Annotated in this window: 24 protein-coding genes; 8 read left to right on the forward strand and 16 right to left on the reverse strand. The window is 71.1% G+C overall.

Annotated features, from left to right (window positions below; genetic code table 11):
• Positions 1-104: 104 nt before the first annotated feature.
• Together G3I60_RS21575 and mshA are read right to left on the reverse strand one after the other, a co-directional pair.
• Positions 105-650, reverse strand: coding sequence for a YbjN domain-containing protein (locus G3I60_RS21575; RefSeq protein WP_138354077.1), 546 nt, complete (start codon positions 648-650; stop codon positions 105-107).
• Positions 643-2,001 (reverse strand): D-inositol-3-phosphate glycosyltransferase, encoded by a 1,359-nt coding sequence (gene mshA / locus G3I60_RS21580; RefSeq protein ID WP_138354148.1) that lies wholly within the window; start codon positions 1,999-2,001, stop codon positions 643-645. Before mshA ends, G3I60_RS21575 begins: the two co-directional genes overlap by 8 nt.
• 168 nt (positions 2,002-2,169) lie before the next feature.
• Between mshA and G3I60_RS21585 the strand changes: the two genes are divergently transcribed.
• The 3 genes from G3I60_RS21585 (at position 2,170) to G3I60_RS21595 (ending at position 5,658) form a co-directional block, all read left to right on the forward strand.
• Positions 2,170-2,967, forward strand: coding sequence for a class I SAM-dependent methyltransferase (locus G3I60_RS21585; RefSeq protein ID WP_164295049.1), 798 nt, complete (start codon positions 2,170-2,172; stop codon positions 2,965-2,967).
• Between the two features lie 146 nt (positions 2,968-3,113).
• On the forward strand, positions 3,114-4,163 hold the full coding sequence (locus tag G3I60_RS21590) for a C40 family peptidase (protein WP_164295050.1): 1,050 nt from the start codon (positions 3,114-3,116) through the stop codon (positions 4,161-4,163).
• A 211-nt stretch (positions 4,164-4,374) separates the two neighbouring features.
• Complete coding sequence (locus G3I60_RS21595) at positions 4,375-5,658, forward strand: PP2C family protein-serine/threonine phosphatase (RefSeq protein ID WP_164295051.1); 1,284 nt, start codon at positions 4,375-4,377, stop codon at positions 5,656-5,658.
• 76 nt (positions 5,659-5,734) lie between these two features.
• Here G3I60_RS21595 and G3I60_RS21600 read toward each other — a convergent pair whose 3' ends face one another.
• From G3I60_RS21600 to G3I60_RS21620, 5 genes are all read right to left on the reverse strand, one after another.
• A complete protein-coding gene (locus G3I60_RS21600) occupies positions 5,735-6,076 on the reverse strand; it encodes a DUF2516 family protein (protein ID WP_164295096.1) in 342 nt (113 codons plus the stop codon).
• Positions 6,077-6,242: 166 nt separating this feature from the next.
• Complete coding sequence (locus G3I60_RS21605) at positions 6,243-6,797, reverse strand: hypothetical protein (RefSeq protein ID WP_138354073.1); 555 nt, start codon at positions 6,795-6,797, stop codon at positions 6,243-6,245.
• 76 nt (positions 6,798-6,873) lie between these two features.
• Positions 6,874-7,296, reverse strand: coding sequence for a helix-turn-helix domain-containing protein (locus tag G3I60_RS21610; RefSeq protein ID WP_232485410.1), 423 nt, complete (start codon positions 7,294-7,296; stop codon positions 6,874-6,876).
• Between the two features lie 94 nt (positions 7,297-7,390).
• The gene (locus G3I60_RS21615; RefSeq protein WP_164295052.1) at positions 7,391-8,692 is read right to left on the reverse strand and encodes an RNA polymerase sigma factor; all 1,302 of its coding nucleotides are present in this window, start codon (positions 8,690-8,692) and stop codon (positions 7,391-7,393) included.
• Positions 8,693-8,768: 76 nt separating this feature from the next.
• Complete coding sequence (locus tag G3I60_RS21620) at positions 8,769-9,122, reverse strand: YciI family protein (protein ID WP_138354071.1); 354 nt, start codon at positions 9,120-9,122, stop codon at positions 8,769-8,771.
• A gap of 198 nt (positions 9,123-9,320) precedes the next feature.
• Here G3I60_RS21620 and soxR point away from each other — a divergent pair, with 198 nt between their 5' ends.
• On the forward strand, positions 9,321-9,776 hold the full coding sequence (gene soxR / locus G3I60_RS21625; RefSeq protein ID WP_138354070.1) for a redox-sensitive transcriptional activator SoxR: 456 nt from the start codon (positions 9,321-9,323) through the stop codon (positions 9,774-9,776).
• A 125-nt stretch (positions 9,777-9,901) separates the two neighbouring features.
• Positions 9,902-10,456, forward strand: a complete 555-nt coding sequence (locus G3I60_RS21630; protein WP_164295053.1) for a DinB family protein — start codon at positions 9,902-9,904, stop codon at positions 10,454-10,456.
• Between the two features lie 124 nt (positions 10,457-10,580).
• Here G3I60_RS21630 and G3I60_RS21635 read toward each other — a convergent pair whose 3' ends face one another.
• Both G3I60_RS21635 and G3I60_RS21640 read right to left on the reverse strand, forming a co-directional pair.
• The gene (locus tag G3I60_RS21635; RefSeq protein ID WP_138354068.1) at positions 10,581-11,615 is read right to left on the reverse strand and encodes an aspartate-semialdehyde dehydrogenase; all 1,035 of its coding nucleotides are present in this window, start codon (positions 11,613-11,615) and stop codon (positions 10,581-10,583) included.
• Positions 11,612-12,526 carry a dihydrodipicolinate synthase family protein gene (locus G3I60_RS21640; protein ID WP_164295054.1) on the reverse strand — a complete coding sequence of 305 codons (915 nt, stop codon included), beginning with the start codon at positions 12,524-12,526 and terminating at the stop codon, positions 11,612-11,614. Before G3I60_RS21640 ends, G3I60_RS21635 begins: the two co-directional genes overlap by 4 nt.
• A gap of 149 nt (positions 12,527-12,675) precedes the next feature.
• On the opposite strand from G3I60_RS21640, the gene G3I60_RS21645 reads away from it, so the two are divergent.
• On the forward strand, positions 12,676-13,098 hold the full coding sequence (locus G3I60_RS21645) for a GNAT family N-acetyltransferase (protein ID WP_164295097.1): 423 nt from the start codon (positions 12,676-12,678) through the stop codon (positions 13,096-13,098).
• Here the strand turns inward: G3I60_RS21645 and G3I60_RS21650 are convergent.
• The 3 genes from G3I60_RS21650 to G3I60_RS45600 form a co-directional block, all read right to left on the reverse strand.
• The gene (locus tag G3I60_RS21650; RefSeq protein ID WP_164295055.1) at positions 13,058-14,119 is read right to left on the reverse strand and encodes an aminoglycoside phosphotransferase family protein; all 1,062 of its coding nucleotides are present in this window, start codon (positions 14,117-14,119) and stop codon (positions 13,058-13,060) included. The genes G3I60_RS21645 and G3I60_RS21650 overlap by 41 nt on opposite strands.
• Before the next feature lie 250 nt (positions 14,120-14,369).
• Complete coding sequence (locus G3I60_RS45595; protein ID WP_343241251.1) at positions 14,370-15,092, reverse strand: HAD-IA family hydrolase; 723 nt, start codon at positions 15,090-15,092, stop codon at positions 14,370-14,372.
• Positions 15,089-15,985, reverse strand: coding sequence for a winged helix-turn-helix domain-containing protein (locus G3I60_RS45600; protein ID WP_164295056.1), 897 nt, complete (start codon positions 15,983-15,985; stop codon positions 15,089-15,091). Before G3I60_RS45600 ends, G3I60_RS45595 begins: the two co-directional genes overlap by 4 nt.
• 234 nt (positions 15,986-16,219) lie before the next feature.
• Between G3I60_RS45600 and G3I60_RS21665 the strand changes: the two genes are divergently transcribed.
• The gene (locus G3I60_RS21665; RefSeq protein ID WP_164295057.1) at positions 16,220-16,378 is read left to right on the forward strand and encodes a hypothetical protein; all 159 of its coding nucleotides are present in this window, start codon (positions 16,220-16,222) and stop codon (positions 16,376-16,378) included.
• Positions 16,379-16,418: 40 nt separating this feature from the next.
• On the opposite strand, the gene G3I60_RS21670 is transcribed toward G3I60_RS21665, so the two are convergent.
• Positions 16,419-17,141 (reverse strand): HAD hydrolase-like protein, encoded by a 723-nt coding sequence (locus G3I60_RS21670; protein WP_164295058.1) that lies wholly within the window; start codon positions 17,139-17,141, stop codon positions 16,419-16,421.
• A complete protein-coding gene (locus G3I60_RS21675) occupies positions 17,138-18,013 on the reverse strand; it encodes a GntR family transcriptional regulator (RefSeq protein ID WP_164295059.1) in 876 nt (291 codons plus the stop codon). The genes G3I60_RS21670 and G3I60_RS21675 overlap by 4 nt, the downstream gene beginning before the upstream one ends.
• A gap of 328 nt (positions 18,014-18,341) precedes the next feature.
• On the opposite strand from G3I60_RS21675, the gene G3I60_RS44640 reads away from it, so the two are divergent.
• A complete protein-coding gene (locus G3I60_RS44640) occupies positions 18,342-18,500 on the forward strand; it encodes a hypothetical protein (RefSeq protein WP_203673450.1) in 159 nt (52 codons plus the stop codon).
• 23 nt (positions 18,501-18,523) lie between these two features.
• On the opposite strand, the gene G3I60_RS21680 is transcribed toward G3I60_RS44640, so the two are convergent.
• Together G3I60_RS21680 and G3I60_RS21685 are read right to left on the reverse strand one after the other, a co-directional pair.
• Positions 18,524-19,768, reverse strand: coding sequence for a GNAT family N-acetyltransferase (locus tag G3I60_RS21680; RefSeq protein WP_164295060.1), 1,245 nt, complete (start codon positions 19,766-19,768; stop codon positions 18,524-18,526).
• Positions 19,769-19,890: 122 nt separating this feature from the next.
• Entirely contained in the window at positions 19,891-20,847 is a 957-nt protein-coding gene (locus G3I60_RS21685) for an asparaginase (protein WP_187145376.1), read from the reverse strand.
• Positions 20,848-20,913 lie beyond the last annotated feature (66 nt).

Consider the following 20,913-nt stretch of genomic DNA (forward strand, 5'->3'; position numbering starts at 1 on the left):
TATTCAGATGTGCGACGGCATGAGGGTGCCATGTCCCGGCTGGCGGCGGGAAGGGGTCGGACCGTATTAGGTGGTGGAGCTGCAGCTCGTTCGCCGCTGTGCGGTCAGTCGTCGGTCGCCGCCGGCTTGTCCGCGCCGGTCAGATGCGTGAACGCGTCCAGGTTGCGCGTCGACTCACCGCGCGACACGCGCCAGGCGTACTCCTTGCGGATCGAGGCCGCGAATCCGAGTTCGAGAAGCGTGTTGAACGAGCCGTCCGCGTTCTCCAGGACCGCGCCGAGCAGCCGGTCGACCTCGTCGGCGGTCACGGCGGCGAGCGGGATCCGGCCGGTGAGATAGACGTCGCCGAGCCGGTCGATCGCGTAACTCACCCCGTACAGCCGGAGGTTGCGCTCCAGCAGCCAGCGGTAGACCGCTTCCTGGTTCTCGTCGGGGTGCCGGACGACGAACGCGTTGAGGGAGAGCGTGTGCTTGCCGACGATCAGCGAGCAGGTGGTGGACAGCTTGCGCGTGCCGGGGATCTTGGCGACGAAGGTGCCGGGCTGCGGGCTCTCCCACTCCAGCCCGGCCTCCTTGAGCGCCTGCTCGACGGTGTCGCGGGCGGCCTGCTCGGCCTGTCCCGCTCGTGCTGTCTGCCCCTGCTCAGCCATGAGCCGATCGTAGGTGACGACGGTGTTCCTGCATCGCGTCGGTGTAGACGTCGGCGGTCGACGCCGCCGCCCTCCCCCAGCCGAACGCCCGGGCGTGCCGGGCGGCGGCCTCCCCCAGCTGCTCGCCGAGGTGCGGCTGGTCGATGAAGCGGCGCAGCGCCCGCGCGTAGTCGGCCGGGTCGTGGCCGGGGACCAGGAAACCGGTCTCGCCGTCCCTGACCGCCACCGACAGCCCGCCGACGGCCGCGGCGATCACCGGTGTGCCGCAGGCCTGCGCCTCTATGGCGACCAGCCCGAAGGACTCGCTGTACGAGGGCATCACCAGCACGGTCGCGGCCCGGTACCAGTCCGCGAGCCGCTGCTGGTCGACCGGCGGCTGGAACCGTACGACGTCGCTCACGCCGAGCCGCGCGGCCAGCTTGTGCAGCCGCTCCGGCTTGCTGAGGCCGCTGCCGCTGGGACCGCCGACCACCGGGACGACCAGCCGCTCGCGCAGCGACGGGTCCTCGTCCAGGAGGACCGCGACGGCGCGGAGCAGCACGTCAGGGGCCTTGAGCGGCTGGATGCGGCCCGCGAACAGCGGGATCACGGCGTCCTGCGGCAGACCGAGGCGGCCCCGGGCGGCGGCGCGGCCGTCGGCCGGGCGGAACCGGTCCAGGTTCACCCCCGGATGGACGACGGCCACCTTGGCGGGCTGCGCGCCGTAGTGCCGGACCAGTTCGTCCGCCTCTTCGTCGGTGTTCGCGATCAGCCGGTCGGCGGCCTCCACGATCTGGGTCTCGCCGATGACGCGGGCGGCCGGCTCGGGGGTGTCGCCCTCGGCGAGCGCGGCGTTCTTGACCTTCGCCATGGTGTGCATGGCGTGTACGAGGGGGACGCCCCAGCGCTCGGCCGCGAGCCAGCCGACATGGCCGGACAGCCAGTAGTGCGAGTGCACGAGGTCGTAGTGTCCGGGGCGGTGGCCGGCCTCGGCCTGCATCACCCCGTGAGTGAAGGCGCAGAGCTGGGCGGGCAGCTCCTCCTTGGCCAGTCCCTCGTAGGGGCCGGCGTCGATGTGCCGGACGAGGACACCGGGAGCGAGCTCCACGGTGGGCGGGAGGGCGCCGGTAGTGGCGCGGGTGAAGATCTCGACCTCGATGTTGATCTCGGCGAGGCGCTTCGCGAGTTCCACGATGTAGACGTTCATCCCGCCGGCGTCGCCGGTGCCGGGCTGGTCGAGGGGCGAGGTGTGCACGCTGAGCATCGCCACGCGGCGTGGAGCGTTACGGCCGTGGGCGGGCCAGCGCAGTCGGCGCGACTGCGCGTGACCGCGCGATTGCGCGTAGCCGCGCAGGGCACCGAGCCGTGCCATGTGCTGGGTCACGCCGCTCTCCATTCGGCCGGACGGGTCCGTTCAACCGTGGAACGCCGGAACCGACCGTTCCCATTTCCGCTTTGCCGAACTTTTTCCGTGGGGTGCGGGGGCCGGGGCCGATGCACCCGCGCCTGCGCCCGTGGTGCCAGCACCTAAAGTCGAACCATGGCGAGACCCGTCGGCACCATCACCCGTGGCACCACGAATCCGAACCGGCTGCGCCGGATGGACCGGTGGATCGCGTGCGCGCTCGGGGCCGAGCTGCGGCGGGCGGCCGATCCGGTGGCGGTGGACCTCGGGTACGGGGCGGCGCCGTGGACGGCGGTCGAGCTGCTGGGGCGGCTGCGTACCGTCCGGCCCGATGCCGAAGTGGTCGGGCTGGAGATCGATCCGGCCCGGGTCGCCGCGGCGGAGCCGTACCGGCGGGACGGGCTGACGTTCGCGCACGGCGGGTTCGAAGTGCCTCTTCCGGACCGGCGACGGCCGTTGCTGATCCGGGCGGCGAACGTGCTGCGGCAGTACGACGAGGCCGAGGTGCCGGCCGTCTGGGACCGGCTGCGCGCCCGGCTGGCGCCCGGCGGGCTGCTCGTCGAGGGCACCTGCGACGAGATCGGCCGCCGGCATGTGTGGGTGGCGATCGGGCCCGAGGGGCCGCGCACGGTGACGTTCGCGACCCGGCTGGGATCGCTGGACCGGCCGTCCGATCTGGCGGAGCGGCTGCCGAAGGCGCTGATCCACCGGAACGTCCCGGGCGAGCCGGTGCACGCGTTCCTGACGGAGTTCGACCGGGCGTGGGCGACGGCGGCGCCGTTCGCGTCACTCGGCGCGCGGCAGCGCTGGATCCGCAGTGTGCGCCTCCTGGCGGAGAGCGGCTGGCCCGTCACGGATCGCGCGGACCGCTGGCGGCAGGGCGAGGTCACGGTGCGCTGGGAGGCGCTGGCGCCGCGCGGAGCGCAGGCCTGACACACCCTGGTACCGCGCGAGGCTCGGGGCCGACCCGCACGACCCGCCGCCAATTCCCTTCTGCCCCTGTCGCATTGCGGCACCTCGTGGCACCATCCCCACCCATGTGACGATCCTGACGATCCGTCTGATACGAGGTGGTGACGATGGTGGCGAAACCATCGCGCGGCGCGACCGTCGTGTGTACGGCCCTGCTCTGCGCGGCAGCGACGCTGGCGGTGCCCGGGGCGGCGCACGCCGACCGGCCCAGGACGCTCGCCCAGGTGCAGGCCGAGGTGAACACCCTCTACCGCCAGGCGGAAGCGGCCACGGAGTCGTTCAACGCGGCCGAGGAGAAGGTGCTCGTCCAGCAGAAGAACCTGGTCGCGCTCGCCATCTCGCTGGACAACGCCCAGACGCGGCTCCGCACGCTGAACGACCAGGTGGGCGCGATGGCGCGGGCGCAGTACCGCAGCGGTGGGATGCCGGACGGGATACAGCTCGCGCTGTCCTCCGACCCCGACACGTTCCTGGACGACGCGAGCCTGGCGGAACGCGGCGCGCGGGCCGCGAACACCACCATCAGCGACCTCAAGTCCACCAAAGCGGCGCTGGACGGCTACGCGCACGCGGCCACCGCCGAATGGGAGGCCCTGGTCGAGACCCGGAAGAAGTCCGCGGCCGCCAAGGCCCAGGTCGAGTCACGGCTCGCGCAGGCGAAGGCGCTGCTGGCCTCGTTGAAGGAGCAGGAGCGCCTGCGGCTGCGGCGGCTCGAGGACGAGACCGCGTACCAGGCGCAGTTGGCGTGGACGCGGAGCGACGCGGCGAAGAAGCTGGCACAACTGCCCAAGGCGGCGGGCGACGCGAGCGCGCAGGGCAGGCGTGCGGTGGCGTTCGCGGCGGCGCAGATCGGCAGGCCGTACGAGTGGGGCGCGGACGGGCCGTCCTCGTACGACTGCTCCGGGCTGACGCAGCAGGCGTGGGCGGCGGCGGGCCGGAACATTCCGCGGACGTCGCAGGAGCAGTGGCGGCTGCTGCCGCACGTGCCGGTCGACCAGATGCGTCCCGGGGACCTGATCATCTACTTCGACGACGCCAGCCATGTGGGGATCTACGTCGGGGACGGCGCGATCGTGCACGCCCCGCGGCCCGGCAGGAACGTCACCGTGGCGGGGGCGGGCTCCATGCGGATCCTGGGTGTGGTCCGTCCCGGGTGACCGTCCCGGGTGACCGATGTTGCACATGTTGTGAATGAAGTACGGAGGCCGGGTGACGTTTGTCATGCCCGGATCGTCGTATCGGAGCTGAAATCCCCTCCTGACCGCTGCATATGACACAGGCGGTTTACCTCGTGGCCTCCCGCCACACCGCGCGCTGCCGCTATGGTCGCCTGTCAATGACCCTCGGGGGGAGGGAAGGATCAGTCCGATGACCGCAACAGAGGTACCGCGCGCCGGTGAGGCGGACGGCTTCGCCGTGCTGCCCGTACCCCGGCAGCGCCAGGACGCCTCCGTGCCGGCGCTGACGCTGCTGGTCATCGGTGACGATCCGGCGGGCACCTTCACCGCGCCCGAGCTGTTCGACGGCGGCGGGAACCGGGTACGCATCCGCCGGGCCCGCAATCTCACCGAGGCCGAGCGGCTGCTCACCGACGACGTGCACTGCGTCCTGCTGGTCCTCGACGGCGACGGGCTGGAGAGCCTGCGCCGGCTGCTGCGCCTCGCGCCCACCACGGCCGTCCTCGTGCTGACCGGGGAGGGTGCGGGTGAGGTGGGCGAGCCCGGTGAGGCGGTACGGATCGGCGCGCAGGACCATCTCTCCCGCGACGAGCTCGACGGCTCCCATCTGACCCGGGCGATCCGCTACGCCGTCGAGCGCAAGCGCGCCGACCTCGCGCAGCGCCAGCTCACCGAGACCCGGCTGCTCGCCCAGGAGAACTCCCGGCTGGAACGCGGACTGCTCCCCACCCCCCTGCTGGAGGGCGCGGATCTGCGCTTCGCGGCCAGGTACCGGCCGGGCCGCAGCCGCGCGCTGCTCGGCGGCGACTTCTACGACACGGTGCGCACATCGGACGGCACCGTGCACGCGATGATCGGCGATGTCTGCGGGCACGGCCCGGACGCGGCCGCGCTCGGTGTCGAACTGCGGATCGCCTGGCGGGCGTTGACGTTCGCCGGGCTCAGTGGCGACCTGCTGCTGAGCACTCTGCAGAAGGTGCTGGAGAACGAGCGCGCCGACGACGAGATCTTCGCGACGCTCTGCACGCTGGACATCGCACCGGACGGCGGGCGCGCCGATCTGTATCTGGCCGGGCACCCGGCCCCGCTGCTGACCGGCGCCGACGGGGTGCCGCGGCTGCTGCCGTACGAGGCGGGCGGCCCGGCGCTCGGGCTGCTGCCGCAGGCCGCGTGGAGCCGGATCGAGGTCGAACTGGGCGCGTCCTGGAGCCTGATGCTCTACACCGACGGGCTGATCGAGGGCCGGATCGGCCAGGGCACACAGCGGCTCGGCCAGGACGGGATGGTCGGGATGATCACCCGTCAGCTGGCCGGCGGACTGCGCGGCGAGGACCTGCTGGACGCGGCCGTCACCGAGGCACGTGAGCTGAACGGCGGGGAGCTGACGGACGATGTGGCCGTCGTGCTGCTCGACCGTGTCGCCCCGGCCCGGATCCTCGGCCTGCCGGCCCAGATCCAGCGGTCCAGCGGCTGAACGCGGTCCCCGCGGGTTTCAGCGGCTGAACGCGGTCCCCGCAGGTTTCAGCGGCTGAACGCGGTCCGCGCGGGTTTCAGCGGCTGAACGGTCCGTAGGGGCCGTCACTGCTGCTGCCGCCACCGCGCCGGCCGCCGCGGCCGCCGCCGGAGACCTGCTTCAGGGCCGGGCGGACGTCGACCATGTAGACGATCACCGCGATCAGGCCGATGACCGGCAGGAACGAGAAGATCGAGAAGAACTTCATCACCACGGCGGCGAGCCCGAGAACGATCAGCCAGAACGGCTTGGTCTTCTTGTCCGCCGCGCGGTAGGCGTCCTCGCGGCGGATCGCGGAATCGATGAACGCGAACAGCGCGAAGAGGAACAGCCCCCATGACAACAGGGCCAGAACCCCGAAGAACCCCGTGATCAGCACGCCGTCCACCGCCTTGTCCGTATGGCCGAGCTCGTCCGTACGCCCGGGAAACCGTCGCCGCCACCGTACCGGTCCTGCAGGGACAACGGGCCGGGCACGCGCTGCGTGCCCGGCCCGTCCCGCTGAGAGGCGTCCTGCTGAGAGGCGTCCTGCTGAGAAGCGTCCACTACTCGGCCGGCTTGGCCGCCGGCTTCTTGGCGGGGGCCTTCTTCGCGACGGGCTTCTTCGCCGGCGCGGGCACCGAAGCCTCGGCCGCGACGGGCTGGGCGGCGGGCCGCGGGTCGGGCTCGACCGCTACGGCGATCTCCTCGATCTCGTCGGCCACCTCGCCGCGCCAGGTCGCCACGGCGCCCTTGCCGCGCTCGGCCAGCGTGCCGTAGGTCTCCTGGACCTTCACGGCGGCCTCGGCGGCCCGGCCGACACCCTGGAGCGCGAAGTCCTGGACGGACTCGCCGATCTTCTTCAGGTCCAGCTCGACGGAGCCGAAGGCCTCGGTCACCTTCGTCTGGGCTTCCTTGGCCTGCGCGGTGACGCGGTCCTGGAACACCTTCGTGTCGGTGTTGCGGATCTTCTCGAACCGCTCGGGGGCCTCGGCGCGGATCTTCTCGATCAGCGCGGGCACCCGCTGCAGCTTCTCGGCGGCGAGGTCGGCGGTACCGGCCACCGCGTAGAGCGGAGTCGGGTCCTTGAGCGTCTTCACAATGTCATCGGTGATCGCCATGAGGGTCCTCCCGGACGGGGGTTGTCGGCGCGTGGTCATGCGTACGGTCTGCTGGGCGCGCTGCCATACGCGCCGGTCAAGCGGTCTTCGGCTGCACCGGGTCCGCCGGGAACGGGTCCGCCGGCAGCGGGTCCGCGGGCACCGGCTCCTCCACCACGGCGTTCTCCTTGCGGAACGACTCGTAGATCTGGATCAGTACCTGCTTCTGCCGTTCGTTGATCGTCGGATCGGCCAGGATCGCCGCGTGGACCTCCAGCTCGTCCCGGTCGCGCTCCTCGAGCATTCCGGCCTGGACGTACAGGGTCTCCGCGGAGATCCGCAGCGCCTTGGCGAGCTGCTGCAGGATCTCGGCGCTGGGCTTGCGCAGCCCGCGCTCGATCTGGCTGAGGTAGGGGTTCGAGACCCCGGCGGCGTCCGCGAGCTGCCGCAGCGACAGCTGCGCGCTGCGCCGCTGCTCCCGCAGGTACTCGCCGACGTTGCCGACGTTCAGTGAAGCCATGTCCCGATGCTGCACCATCGTTGCTAACTATTGCAAGCACATCGCTTGCAAAAGGCTCGATTGCGCCGTGTGAGAGCCGTCACGGCCTAACGCCTCACCCCGTCGGGGCGGTTCCGGCCCTGCGGCGTTCGCAGTCCGCCACCCGCTGTTCCAGCAGGGTGCGCTCGCGGGCGTTGCGGGTGAGGGCGGCGGCGCGGGTGAACTCCTGCCCCGCCTCCTCGTAGCGGCCGAGCCGGGCGAGGAGATCGCCGCGGACGGTCGGCAGCAGGTGGTAGCCGGCCAGGGACGGCTCGGAGGTCAGCGTGTCGACGAGCTCCAGCCCGGTGGCGGGCCCGTACGCCATGGCGAGGGCGACCGCGCGGTTCAGCTCCACGACGGGCGACGGGGCGCGCGCGGCGAGCTGTTCGTAGAGCCCGGCGATCGCCCGCCAGTCGGTCTCCTCCGGGGTGCGGGCGCGGGCGTGGCTGGCGGCGATCGCCGCCTGCAGCGCGTACGGGCCGGGCGGGCCCCCGAGCACTGCGGCCCGCTCCAGCGCGGCGAACCCGCGGCGGATGAGCAGCAGGTCCCAGCGCGCACGGTCCTGGTCGAGCAGCAGGACCGGCTCGCCCTCCGGTCCCGTCCTGGCCGCCGACCGTGAGGTCTGGATCTCCATCAGCGCGACGAGGCCGTGCACCTCGGGCTCCTTCGGCATGAGCCCGGCCAGCACGCGGCCCAGCCGCAGCGCCTCCGCGCAGAGCGCGGGACGCATCAGGTCGTCGCCGGCGGTCGCCGCGTACCCCTCGTTGAACACCAGGTAGATGACCTCGAGGACGGACGACAGCCGGTCGGCCAGCTCCGGCCCGGCCGGCACCTCGTAGGGGACGCGGGCCTCGGCGAGCGTCTTCTTGGCCCGTACGATCCGCTGGGCGACCGTCGACTCCGGGACGAGGAACGCGCGCGCGATCTCCTCGGTCCTCAGCCCGCCCAGCAGCCGCAGCGTGAGGGCGACGCGCGCCTCGGTGGAGAGCACCGGATGGCAGGCGGTGAAGACCAGCCGCAGCAGATCGTCCTCGATGTCACCGTCGAGAACGGCCTCGACGTCGGCCGGCGCGCCGTGCCCCGCGGTCTCCAGCTCGTGCCCGAGCACGTCGATCCTGCGGGCGAGCCGTTCCTTGCGGCGCAGGAGGTCGATCGCGCGGTGCTTCGCGGTGGCCATGAGCCAGGCGCCCGGGTTGTCCGGGACGCCCGACCCGGGCCACTGCTCCAGCGCCGCGACGAGGGCGTCCTGCGCCAGCTCCTCGGCGAGGCCGATGTCGCGCACCAGCCGTACGAGACCGGCGATGAGCCGCGCCGACTCGATCCTCCACACCGCCTCGATCGCGCGGTGGGCGTCGGGGCGGGCGCTGGGTTCCGTCATGGCGACCCATCAGAGCACCCTCGTCAGCGCGACGGCAACCTTCCGCGGGAGGAGTGCGGCGGGCCGCCGGAGGCGGTCAGTCGTTCGGCCCCTCGATCTGCCGGATCTCCGACACGATCTCCCAGCCGTCACCGTGGATCCGCAGGAAGCGCGAGGCCCATTCCAGCGCCTCCTCCTTGCTCTTCGTCTCGATCATCGCGTAACCGCCGATGACTTCCTTCGCCTCGGTGAAGGGCCCGTCGATCACGGTCAGCTTGCCGCCGGAGAGCTTGATGCGGGTGCCCTCCGCGGTCGGCCGCAGACCGCCGGTGTCGAGGAGCACCCCGGCCTTCGTCATCTCCTCGATGAGCTTGCCCATGTCCTCCATCAGCTGCTCGCTGGGGACCATGTCGGTGTTCTCTTCGATCCTCAGCATCATCATGTAGCGCATCGCGGTGGCTCCTTCTCGTACGTTTTCCGTCGTGCGAACCCTGCTCCTACTGATGCGTCGAACGGGAGACGTCCGGATCGACACGTCCGCGAAAGTTTTTTCCGGGTGCTGTCGGGAGGGATCCGCGGACTCCTCCCGACAGGGGTCCGTGGGCCAATACCTCAACGTTGGTTCATATCCGGCGCTACTGTGGCGGCCATGACCCAACTCCCCTGGAACGCCAAGGAAGCCACTGTCGGTGAACTGTCCGACCGCAGCGGCGTCCCCCCGTCCGCGCTGCGCTTCTACGAGCGCGAGGGGCTCATCCGCAGTCGGCGCACCTCGGGGAACCAGCGCCGCTACAGCCGCGACACGCTGCGCCGGGTCGCGTTCATCCGGGTCTCGCAGCGGGTCGGCATCCCGCTGGCGCGGATCCGCGAGGTCCTCGGTCTGCTGCCGGAGGGACGGACGCCGAACCGCGCGGACTGGGCGAACGTCTCGGAGTGCTGGCGCGACGACCTGAACAGCCGCATCGCCCAGCTGGAGCAACTGCGGGACCATCTCACCGACTGCATCGGCTGCGGCTGTCTGTCGATCGACAAGTGCCATCTGGCCAATCCGCACGACGCGCTCGGCGAGCAGGGGCCGGGGCCGCGCCGGCTGCTCGGCGCCTGACACCTTTCCGCTGCCCAGGTGCGGATGCGGACAGACGCGGATACGGACAGAACCTGATGCGGACAGAACCTGACCGCATGGATCTCTAGAGTCGAGACATCGAGACCGAACGAGAGGTGGCCGTCATGCCGACACTGGTGCACACGGGAAAGACCGGCGAGCAGAGCGAGCGGGACGCCCTGCTGGCCTTCCTGGAGGCACAGCGCGGCGCCCTGCGCCGGGCCGTCCTCGGCCTGACCGACGAGCAGGCCGCGTCCCGGCCGAGCGCGAGCGAGCTGTCGCTGAGCGGGTTGATCAAGCACGCGCTGGGCTGCGAGGACAACTGGGTCCAGACCACGCTGATGGGGCGGGCGCCCGCCCGCAAGCGCGACGAGTCGAACTGGCACGAGGACTTCCAGCTGGTCGGCGACGAGACCGTGGCCGGGGTGCTGGAGGAGTACGAGGCCGTGGCGCGGCAGACCGAGGAGACCATCCTCGGCCTGCCGGACCTGGAGGGCAGCGTCCCGCTGCCGGAGGCGCCGTGGTTCCCGGCCGGGATGCGGGTCAACGCCCGCTGGGTGCTGCTGCACCTCATCGAGGAGGCGGCCCGGCACGCCGGACACGCCGACATCATCCGCGAGTCGCTGGACGGGAAGACGTCGTACGTGCTGATCGCCGAGGAGGCCGGCAAGGCGTTCTGACGGCGGTCAGCACGTACGGGCGTCGGCGCGGTGACGCTTCGGGTGCGCGGTGGGGCTCGGGGGCCCTTCCGCGCCGGGCTCGGGGCCCTTCCGTGCCGGGCTCAGGGACCCTTCCGCGCCGGGCTCAGCGCGCGGCGGTCAGTTCCGCCGCGACCAGCTCCGCGACCTGGACGGCGTTGAGGGCCGCGCCCTTGCGGAGGTTGTCGCTGGAGCAGAAGAGGGCGAGGCCGTTCTCCACGGTCTCGTCCCGGCGGATCCGGCCGACGAAGGTCGGGTCCTGGCCGGCCGCCTGCAGCGGGGTGGGGATCTCGGAGCGCTCGACGCCGGGGGCGGCGGCCAGCAGCTCGTAGGCGCGCTCGACGCTGATCGGCCGCTCGAAGCGCACGTTGACCTGCAGCGAGTGCCCGGTGAAGACCGGCACGCGCACACAGGTGCCCGAGACCTTCAGCTCCGGGATCTCCAGGATCTTGCGGCTCTCGTTGCGGAGCTTCTGCTCCTCGTCGGTCTCGAAACTGCCGTCGTCGACGATCGAGCCGGCCAGCGGCAGCACGTTGAACGCGATCGGGCGGGCGTAGACGCCCGGCTCCGGCAGCTCGACGTTCTCGCCGCCGAAGGCGAGCGCGGCGGCCTGGTCGGCGATCTTGCAGATCTGGCCGTCGAGCTCGGCGACGCCGGCCACCCCGGAGCCGGAGACGGCCTGGTAGGTGGTGGCGATCAGCGCGGTCAGGCCGGCCTCGTCGTGCAGCGGGCGCAGGACCGGCATGACGGCCATCGTCGTGCAGTTCGGGTTGGCGATGATGCCCTTGGGGCGGTCCGCGATCGCGTGCGGGTTGACCTCGGACACGACCAGCGGCACCTCGGGGTCCAGCCGCCAGGCGGAGGAGTTGTCGATGACGACCGCACCGGCCGCGGCGACCTTCGGCGCCAGCGCCCGCGAAGCGGCGCCGCCCGCCGAGAACAGGACGATGTCCAGCCCGGAGTAGTCGGCCGTGGCGGCGTCCTCGATGACGATCTCGCCGTCCTGCCATGGCAGTGTGCTCCCGGCCGAACGGGCCGAGGCGAACAGCCTCAGCTCCTTCACCGGGAAGGCGCGCTCGGCGAGCACCTTGCGCATGACTCCGCCCACCTGGCCGGTCGCTCCGACGATTCCGATCCTCATGACGCTTCTCCGATCAATGCGTGCGTACGGACCCGAGTATCCCCCGCCGCGTCCCATGCCCGGAGAGCCGTCTCAAGCGATGGGCCGCCGGCCGGCAGCAGCGGCAGCCGTACGCCGGGTCCCGGGATGCGGCCGTGGGCGTGCAGCACGGCCTTGATGACGGTGGGATTCGGCTCGGCGAACACCGCCGCCGCGAGGGCCGCCAGCCGGTGCCCCAGCGCCCGGTCGCCGGTCCTGGCCAGCTCCACCCAGCGCTCGGTCAGCAGATGCGCGGAGGCGAGCACGGCACCGGCCGCGCCGAGGGCGAGCAGCGCGGGGGCGAAGACGTCGTCGCCCGCGAGGACGGCGAAGCCGGGCAGCTCGGCGCCGAGCAGCGCCACCGTGTCCTGGTCGATCCCGCCGACCGCGTGCTTCACCCCGACGACGCCGGGGATCGCGGCCAGCCGCAGCAGCGCCTCGATGCCGAGCGTCTGCCCGGTGCGGTACGGAATGTTGTAGATGATCAACGGCACCGGGCTGTCCGCCGCCAGCGCCTCGACGTGCGCGACCACCCCGGCCTCGGAGGGCCGGGTGAAGTACGGCACAGGAACGAGCGCGGCCGCCGCCTCGGTGCCCGCGAGCGCGCGCAGCTCCGCGCCGGAGCGCCGGGTGTCGTTCGATCCGGCGCCAACCGTCAGCCAGGCCCCTCGCTCCCGGCACACCCTGCCGACGATCGCGGTGACCATGCCGCGCTCCTTCGCGTCGAGCGTCGCGGCCTCGGCCGTGGTGCCGAGCGCGACGAGTCCGGCCGCGCCCCCGTCGAGGGCGCTGTGCGCGAGACCTTCCAGCGCGGCGGCGGCCACCGTCCCGTCGGCGTCGAAGGGCGTGATCAAGGGCACGTGGATGCCGCCGAGCGGCCGGTCTAGGTCCATCCGTCGAGCGTGACGCACAACGACAGTAAAGGTCCAGTTAATAGTTCTCCGCTGCATAGGTAAGCAACGCTGCACCGATGTGCGGCACCGACCCGGACGACGCGGATATCGGGTCGACGCCGCCGCCCCCGCCTGGCAGCCTCGCCGCCATGGACGACGACACCTATGAGATCTCGACGGACCCCGCCCGGCTGGATGCCGCCCGCATCCACCACTGGCTCTCCACCGACGCCTACTGGGCGCTGGGCCGGAGCCGCGAGAAGCAGGACAGCGCCATCGCGAACTCACTCAACTTCGGCCTCTACGACTCCGTCTCCGGCGCCCAGCTCGCCTACGCCCGTGTCGTCACCGACCACACCACCTTCGCCTGGCTCTGCGACGTCTACGTCGACCCGGCCACCCGCGGCAAAGGCCTCGGCGTCGCCCTGGTGACCGCCGTCCGCGACCACCTCGCCCCCTCCGGCCTGCGCCGCATCCTCCTCGCCACCGCCGACGCCCACGGCGTCTACGCGAAGATCGGCTTCGAACCGCTCACCGACCCGGCCAAGTGGATGGCCCTCGGCCTGCAGTGACGGGCGAGGCGTGCCCGTCGGCGCGCCGGCACCAGCGCACCAGGGCGCGTGCCACCTCCGTGAGCGTCGGAACGCCGACGAGGCGCAGCGGTTCCTCGGCCACCAGCAGCGCGCCCCTCACCAGGGAGGCGCCCGCTTCGACCCGGCCCGGTTCCGGACTCGGCGCCAGCGCGCGGGCGATCCGCAGGGTGTCCGCGAAGAGCGACTGGGCGTGTTCGTAGCCGAGATACGCGGGCAGGTCGGCGTCCAGCCCCCGCACCGCCCGCGGCGTCGCTGCTCCCACCGCGCACCGCCACCGCTCGATCACCTCGCGCTCCTGCTCCGGGGGGTAGCGCATCCGGACGAGGTGCACGGCCAGGTCATGGAGCGGGTCCCCCCACATCGCCAGTTCCCAGTCGACGAGGCACAGTTCGCCACCGCCCTCGCGGACGATCAGGTTGTCGCGGTGCAGATCAGCGTGGAGCAGGGCGAACGGGCGCGACGCCATCGCGGGGAGCCGGTCGCGCAGCCCGCGCAACGCGTCCTCCGGTACTCCCAGCTCCGTAAAGAGCGAACCGAACTCGGGCCAGTTGCGGGCTCGTACCTCACGCTCGGCGAAGTCCGCCCGGCCGCGAAGGAAGGCCCTGCTGTCTCCGTGACGAGCCCAGCGCGCCGGCAGCGGCGGCAGAGCCGCCGCCGGCACCCGGGTGAAGGCGGCCAGCTGTTCGACGATCTGATCGAGGAACCGATCCTCCAGCGGTTTCCCCGGCGAGCACAGTTGGGAGAGCGTGGCTCCCTCGACGTACTCGTGGACGGAGAAACCGTCCCGCCGGGCGAAGCACCGCGGGGTGTCGGCGATGCCCGGCAGCCCCGCGAGCGCGTCCAGTACCGCACCCTCGTCGGACCAGACGCGCTCGACGACGGTGAGTGAGTCGGAGCGCGGAGTGCGCAGCTTGACCTTCGTGGCCGGCGGAATGTCCAGCAACTCCGCCAGGTGGGAGGGGATTTCGACCACGTGGTTGAGATTGTGGTATCCGGACATACAAGTGCCCTGATCCGTCGCGAGCCGTCGCAGCCTGTCCCACTCGTCCGTGGCGGACAACAAACGTTCGCGGCCTGTCGTCAAGCTGGCCATGGCACCGCTCCCGCGCAATTGATAGCCACCCAACACCGCCACCCACCCCGGTGGCTTACGTTGCGCGCGGCCGCTCGACGTTTGGCAGGAACCATAGTTGGGAATACGAAGGCCCGCATAGGTGCTCCTGGATTGCCGCGCACAAGGCGAGCACATTTCACTCCCTAGGAGGACCCAGCCCACCTCCGACCGCCGCCAGCAAGGGCGACATACCGACCACGACCCACTCGGCCCCGGCCTCGATCAGCCGCGCGACCCGATCCTGCCCGTCGTTCTCCGCATACCCGAGAAACGGCACCCCTGCCCGCGCCGCCGCCTCCGCGTCCGGGGCGGAGTCGCCCAGCATGAGGCAGCGTTCCGCCGGCACCCCCATCGCGTCCACTGCCCGCAGCAGGCAGTCCGGATGCGGCTTCATCAGCGTCGCGTCAGCTGTTCGACCGAAGATGTCCACGCCGAAGTACCGGCCGAGATCACGGCTCTCGAGGTATTTCTGCACCGCGACCGGGGAGTTGTTGGTCGTCACCGCGACCAGCCGGCTGCCGGCCATCAGCCGGACGAAGTCCTCCGCGCCCGGAGTGGGCCGCGCCGACACCGCGGCGATCTCCTCCCCCTGTGACAGCAGGCCTTCGAGCTCGGCCGCCAGTTCGTGCCCCGCGAAGTGCCGCAACATGCCATGAGGATCGTCCGGTCGGTGGAGCCCGGCTGGAGAGACGCCACCCGCCACCAGGAGCTCGCACATCCGGCGGGCTATGGCCGCCGCGGGGTGCCGGGCGAAGAGATCGCAGATCGGTCCATCGAAGTCGAACAGGACGCACTCCGCGCGGGTGAGGATGGAGCGCAGCCGGCTGATTCCGGGCTGACCGGCTTCTGTCGGAGTCACTCGATGAGTGTCAGTTCCTCCGCGATCGTTGACCAGAGCGAGTCGAACCACGACCGGGACTCCTGGACGTACCGCGAGTCCCGTGAGCCGGGTTCGCGTTCGTCGTACTGGAAGGGGAAGAGGACGGCGTCGGTGCCCTTGACGTCGTAGATCTCGATGTCCTCGTCGTGGTAGCTCACCCTCCGGTTCAGGACTTTGTAGTAACCCCGCAGCACCGTGGTGTTGTTGATCACATAGAGCTTCTCCATCGGCGTGATCCGCACCGACCTCAGGATCACCGACAGTTCGGGGACCACCCTGCGCTCCGCCAGGTCGACGAACGTGCTGCGCAGAGCCGTCGCGTGCGCGCTGGCCAGGCCCCGCAGCCTGCGCAGCGGCCGGGCGTCGGTCGGGTCCGCCACCGCTATCGGGACCGCCAGCCGTACGTCCGGGCTCGGCAACAGCAGCCGGACCCGGATCGACTCGGGCGACAGCGTGCCCTCCTTGATCCGCGACACCGGGCCCGTCAGCGCTTCGTACAGGGTCTGCGTGGTGAGCGAGAAGACGTCGATGGACACATGCGGGCATTCGAAGGCGGCGGCGATATGGGCCCTGAGGTTCGGCTCCTCGCCGTCGGTCTCGATGATCGACGCGCTCTCCCCGGCTCCCGGGCGCCGGTCGAGCACCTCCGCCGCGCGGCCGCGCCGGCTGCCGATGTATCCGTCGTCACGGAGCTTGTGCAGGGCGCGCTGGATGGTCGGACGCGACACGCCGTGCAGTTCCGCGAGCGCGTCCTGAGTGGGAATCTGCTGGCCCACTTCGTACCGGCCATCGAGGATCTCCGTCCGGAGCACATCGGCGATGTGCAGATACGGAGGCTTTGTGCCGTTGGTCCCGGAACTCCCTTGGCTCACAAAGAAACCGTACAACCCCCATTCACCTTGGGCGAGTTAGTTGACACAAGTTTATCGATCTCATGCAACTGGGCAGACCATGATTGAGGCACGTCGCTCAATTAGCCGCATTCATAGGCTAGTTGAGTGATTCACCTTACGGGGGTTGCAGCACAGCCCGTCCAACGGCGTACGGGACATATCGCCACCTCCCACCTTCTGTCACCGCTCAGCGTCACGAAGGAGGGATCTGTTGTGCCCGTTCTCGGATTCGCTCTTGAGCAGTTCGTCCAATTCAAGTACGGCGCTGCCTGGGCCATCGTCTTCGGACTGATCGCCCTCGACCGCAAGGACCGGGGCACCACCTACACCTGCATCGCGCTCACCGGGATCGCCATCCTGATGGCGCAGTAGGCCGGCCCGCGCCGCACACACCGGGGGACGCGGCCGGAACTCAGCCGCCGTCGCCGATGAGGCGGTCGAAAGAACGAACGACGTGCTGGGCCCCCGCCTGTCGCAGGCGCCGGTCCTTCGCGTCGTTCCTCGCGTAACCGAGGAAGGCCACGCCGGCGGCCCTTGCGGCGGCGACGTCGCTCTCCGAGTCGCCGATCATCAGGCTGTCCACGGCGGCGACGCCCGTGCTGCGCAGCCCGGCCGTCAGACAGGCAGGGTCCGGCTTCATGAGTGTCGGATCGGCGAGCCGCCCGTGGACGTGCGGGCCGAAGAACGGTGCCAGCCCCGTGCGCTCGAGGTACGTGTTCACCGCGGCGGCCGAGTTGTTGGTGCTGACGGCGAGCTTCGTACCTCGCTTCATCAGCCACTCGACCAGCTCGTATGCGTGATCCGTCGGTACGGCGGAGCGTGCGGCACGGATCTCCTGTGCGCAGAGCAGCTCTTCCAGTTCGGCGATCCGGTGATGCGCGGACGAACCGGCGAGTGCGATCGCGGTGTCCCGGATGATCTGGATCGGATCGTCAGGATCGCTGAGCGCCGGCGCCAGCCCCCAGCCGGCGATCCGCCTCAGGAGGACGCGGGCGACCTCATGTGCCCGGTGGTGGCTGAAGAGACTGGCGATGGGACCGTCGAAGTCGAACAGCACACACTCGGCGGCGGTGATGATCTCGCGTGGGGAACGCGGATCGCACGGACGGTCCGAGGGGAGGGGACGACGGGTCACTCGAAGAGTCTCAACGGCTCGGCGATGGTTGACCAGATGGAATCGAACCAATCCTGCGACCGCCGCACGTATTCGGCGCTGTACGGGTCTGGGCCCGCCCCGGCCGCGGAGTAGTGGAAGAGGGTGGCCCCGAGTCCCAGGAAGTCGTAGATCTCCATGTCCTCCCCGCGGTAGGACACCGTGCGTTCGACGACCTTGTAGTAGCCGAAGAGCGCTTCGGTCCCATTGATCAGATAGAGCTTGTTCACCGGGCTGACCTTCACGGATCTGATCTCGACGGACGCCTCGGTCACCAGGCCCAGGTCCTTCAGCCGGCTGAGGGAGCTCTGCAGGCCGGTTGCGTGGCTCTGCGCCAGTCGCCGCAGCCGCTCCATCGGGCGCCCGTCCCCCGCGTCGCCGACGAGCCGCGGAACGGCCAGCTGGGCGCCGGGCTCCGGCAGCAGCAACCGCACCGCCACGGACTGCGGAGGGTCGATCTCACCTGCCTGGATGCTCCGGAGCGGGCCCTGCAACGCCGAATTCAGCGTCTCCGCGGTGAGCGAGAAGGAGTCCAGGGTGACCCGGGGCTCGCGGAACGCGGCTTCGAGATGCTCGGCCAGCTCGACGCCCGCCGGTCCGGGCCCCGAATGCGACCGCCCCTCGGGGTCCGGCCGGGACGAGGTCCCACCGCGCAGGACGTACGACCCCCTGCCGCGCTGGGAGTCGATGTAGTCGCCCTTGCGGAGCTCGTCCAGGGCCCGCTGAACGGTGGCCCGGGACACCTTGAACCGCCTGCTCAGGGCCTCCTGGGTCGGGATCTGATCGCCTGCGGCCAGCACACCGCTGTCCATCTCGGCACGTAGTTCATCCGCGATGCGACGAAACGGTGGCACCGCCCCGTTTCCCTCCGGACGCTGAGGAGTCACACAAGGAGGCTACAAGCATCCTTCAACTCAAGGGAGTTGACTGAACTGGGCGAGTCAACTCCGTCAACAGTCGGGAGTTGACCGACCCTGGCCACCCGCCGGGTCGGCAGCGGCGGGCGGACGATGGGGTTCCTCCACCATGTCGGCGATATGGCCAGGTCAGCACTCTCAAGATGATGCGAGTCGGGCACCGCGGACCAATAGTGCGCCGCAGTTGCCGAACCTACATTCGCAGCAGGCCGGGTAACCGCCCGCCGCCACCACCGCCTTCGAGCGGCGTGCAGAAGGGGACCCCATGCCCGTTCTCGGATTCGCATGCGAGCAGTTCGTCCAGTGGAGGTACGGCGCCGCCTGGGCTGTCGTCTTCGGACTGATCGCCCTTGACCGCAAGGACCGGGGCACCACCTACACCTGCATCGCGCTCACCGGGATCGCGATCCTGATGGCGCAGTAGGCCGCCCCCGTGGGGCCCGGCGGTCAGAAGCCGTCCGGGGTCCAGGGGCGGCGGGGGGTGCGGAAGAGGGTGTCCGCGCGGGTTGCCGCACCGGGGCGTTCCTCGGTGACGCGGCCCAGGGCGGTCAGCCGCAGGACGGACTCGTCGCCCAGGTACAGCGTTCCCAGCTCGGCGATGTCGAAGAAGAGATCGGCGTCGTCACGGGTCGGGGTGCAGGTGGCCCTGCCGTCGGCGTCCGTCTCCAGGCGGAAGCGGCCGCCGGCCAGGTCCGCGGCGTCGTGCAGGTCCAGGACGAGGGAACCGGCGCCGGTGTAGGTGCGGGCCTCCAGGGCGCGCGGGGTGTCGAGGACCCGGAGCCACATGAAGTCGGCGTTCGTCTCGACCTTGGCGGAGCGCGGGTCGCCGAGCAGCAGGGGCATGATGTCGTCGGGGGCGCGATAGCCGGACTTCAGCTCGGTGACCCAGTCGACGGAGAACAGATAGCGCCACAGCGCGAGCTCGGCGGCCGGGGAGGCCGCGATCAGCTTGCCCGTCTCCAGCGTCACCCTGGGGAACTTGTTCGACCACCGGTGGTCCGTGATCGAGTAGGTGGCCAGGCCGTCGACCTGGCCGGAGGCGTCCCGGTACACCGCGTAGAAGGGTTCCTTCCAGGGGCTGGACGGGAACGTCAGCAGGCCGGTGTCCATGTCCCACCACCGGTCGGTGCGGTCGATCGCCCCGGGCGTCAGCCGCCGGACCCGCTCATGGAGTTCGGGGCCGATCTTGCGGATCTCGGCGGGCGTCATCAGGTCGACCCTGCCCTCGGCGGGCCCCGCCCAGCGGCGGTCGAGACCGGACCGGGGGACGTCGACGTCCCACTCGTTGATCCACGTCGCCGGGCCGAAGCCGTAGCGGCCGTAGATCGGGTACTCGGCGGCGATCAGGATCGCCACCGCCTCGCCGCGCTCCTTGGCGTCCGTCAGGTCGCGGGACATCATGCGGGTCAGCAGGCCGCGTCTGCGGTGCGTCGCGGTGACCGAGACGTTGGTGACGGCACTGGCGGCGAGCAGCTCGCCGCCCGGCACGGTGAGCTCGCGCGGCATGCTGCGGAAGGTGGCCACGCAGCGGCCCTCGTCGAACACGCCCTGGGTGCGCTCCAGGTCGATTCCCGGCCTGCGGGCGGTGACCTCCTCCGGGGTGACGGTGGGCGGCATCAGGAACGCGTTGTTCAGCGCGCGCAGCCATTCCGGCAGATCCGATGCGGCGAGGGTGCGGAGGTCGGGGCTCATCTCTCGAACGTATGCGGAGGCGGGGTGAGGCGCATCCGGATTTTCCGCGGAGGAGGGGCGATTGACGTGACCACCGGTCCGCCGGGCGCGACGCGGCCGTCCCGTCGTTGGCCCGCCGGGCCTCAGAAGACCGCGCGCACCTCGCCGACCCGTTCCCCGCCGCCCAGCAGCGGCGAGTCGGCGATCCGGGCGAGCACCGGCGAATCCACTCCCAGCAGCTCCAACGCCCTTGCCAGCACCGGCCCGAGCGCCCGTCTGCTCCCGTCGTCGACCTTGAAGGCCAGCGCCCGGCCGTCCGGCAGCGCCACCGCCTGGACCGACTCCGCGCCCACCTTGGCGAGTACGCCCGGGACTTCCCGCATCAGCCAGGTGTCCGCCCGCCGGGTGCCCGCGACGTACTCGGGGTGGGCCCGCATCGCGTCGGCGACCTTCCGCTCGGGGGTGCCCTCCGGTGCGCCGACGCAGCGGGCGAACGCCCGCGCCAGCCCGGTGAGGCTCAGCGCCGCGACCGGCGCCCCACAGCCGTCGACGCCCACCCGCTCGACCGGTTCGCCGCTCAGGTCGCCCAACACGTCCAGCACCAGGCGTTGCAAGGGGTGGCCGGGGTCCGGATACGTCTCCAGGGGCCAGCCGTTGACCACACAGGCGGCGAGCATCGCGGCGTGCTTGCCGGAACAGTTCATGAGGATCCGCTCGCGGCCGCCGCCGTCCCGCAGCCACTGTTCCGCCGCCTCGACGTCCAGCGGCAGGTCCGGGGGATTGCGCAGCGCCGACTCCGTCAGGCCCGCGCCCGCCAGGATCTTCCGTACGCCCTCCACATGGAACGGCTCCCCCGAGTGGCTGGCCGCGGCGAGCGCCAGCAGTTCGCCGTCCAGGCCGACCCCGGCCCGCAGCATCGCCGCCGCCTGCATCGGCTTGTTGCACGACCGGGGGAAGACCGGCGACGTCACGTCGCCGAGCGTCGGCCCGACCCGGCCGTCCGCGTCCAGCACGACCAGCGAGCCGCGGTGCAGCCCCTCCACGAAGCCCGACCGGACGACTTCCGCCAGCACCGGATGGGGACGCTCCACCGCGCTCAAGCCCGCGCCCCGGTTCGCGCCCCGGTTCGCGCCCCGGCCCGGGTCCTGACCCGGGTCCTGGCCTGC

This window comes from Streptomyces sp. SID13666 (assembly GCF_010548325.1).
Taxonomy (GTDB): Bacteria; Actinomycetota; Actinomycetes; order Streptomycetales; family Streptomycetaceae; genus Actinacidiphila; species Actinacidiphila fildesensis.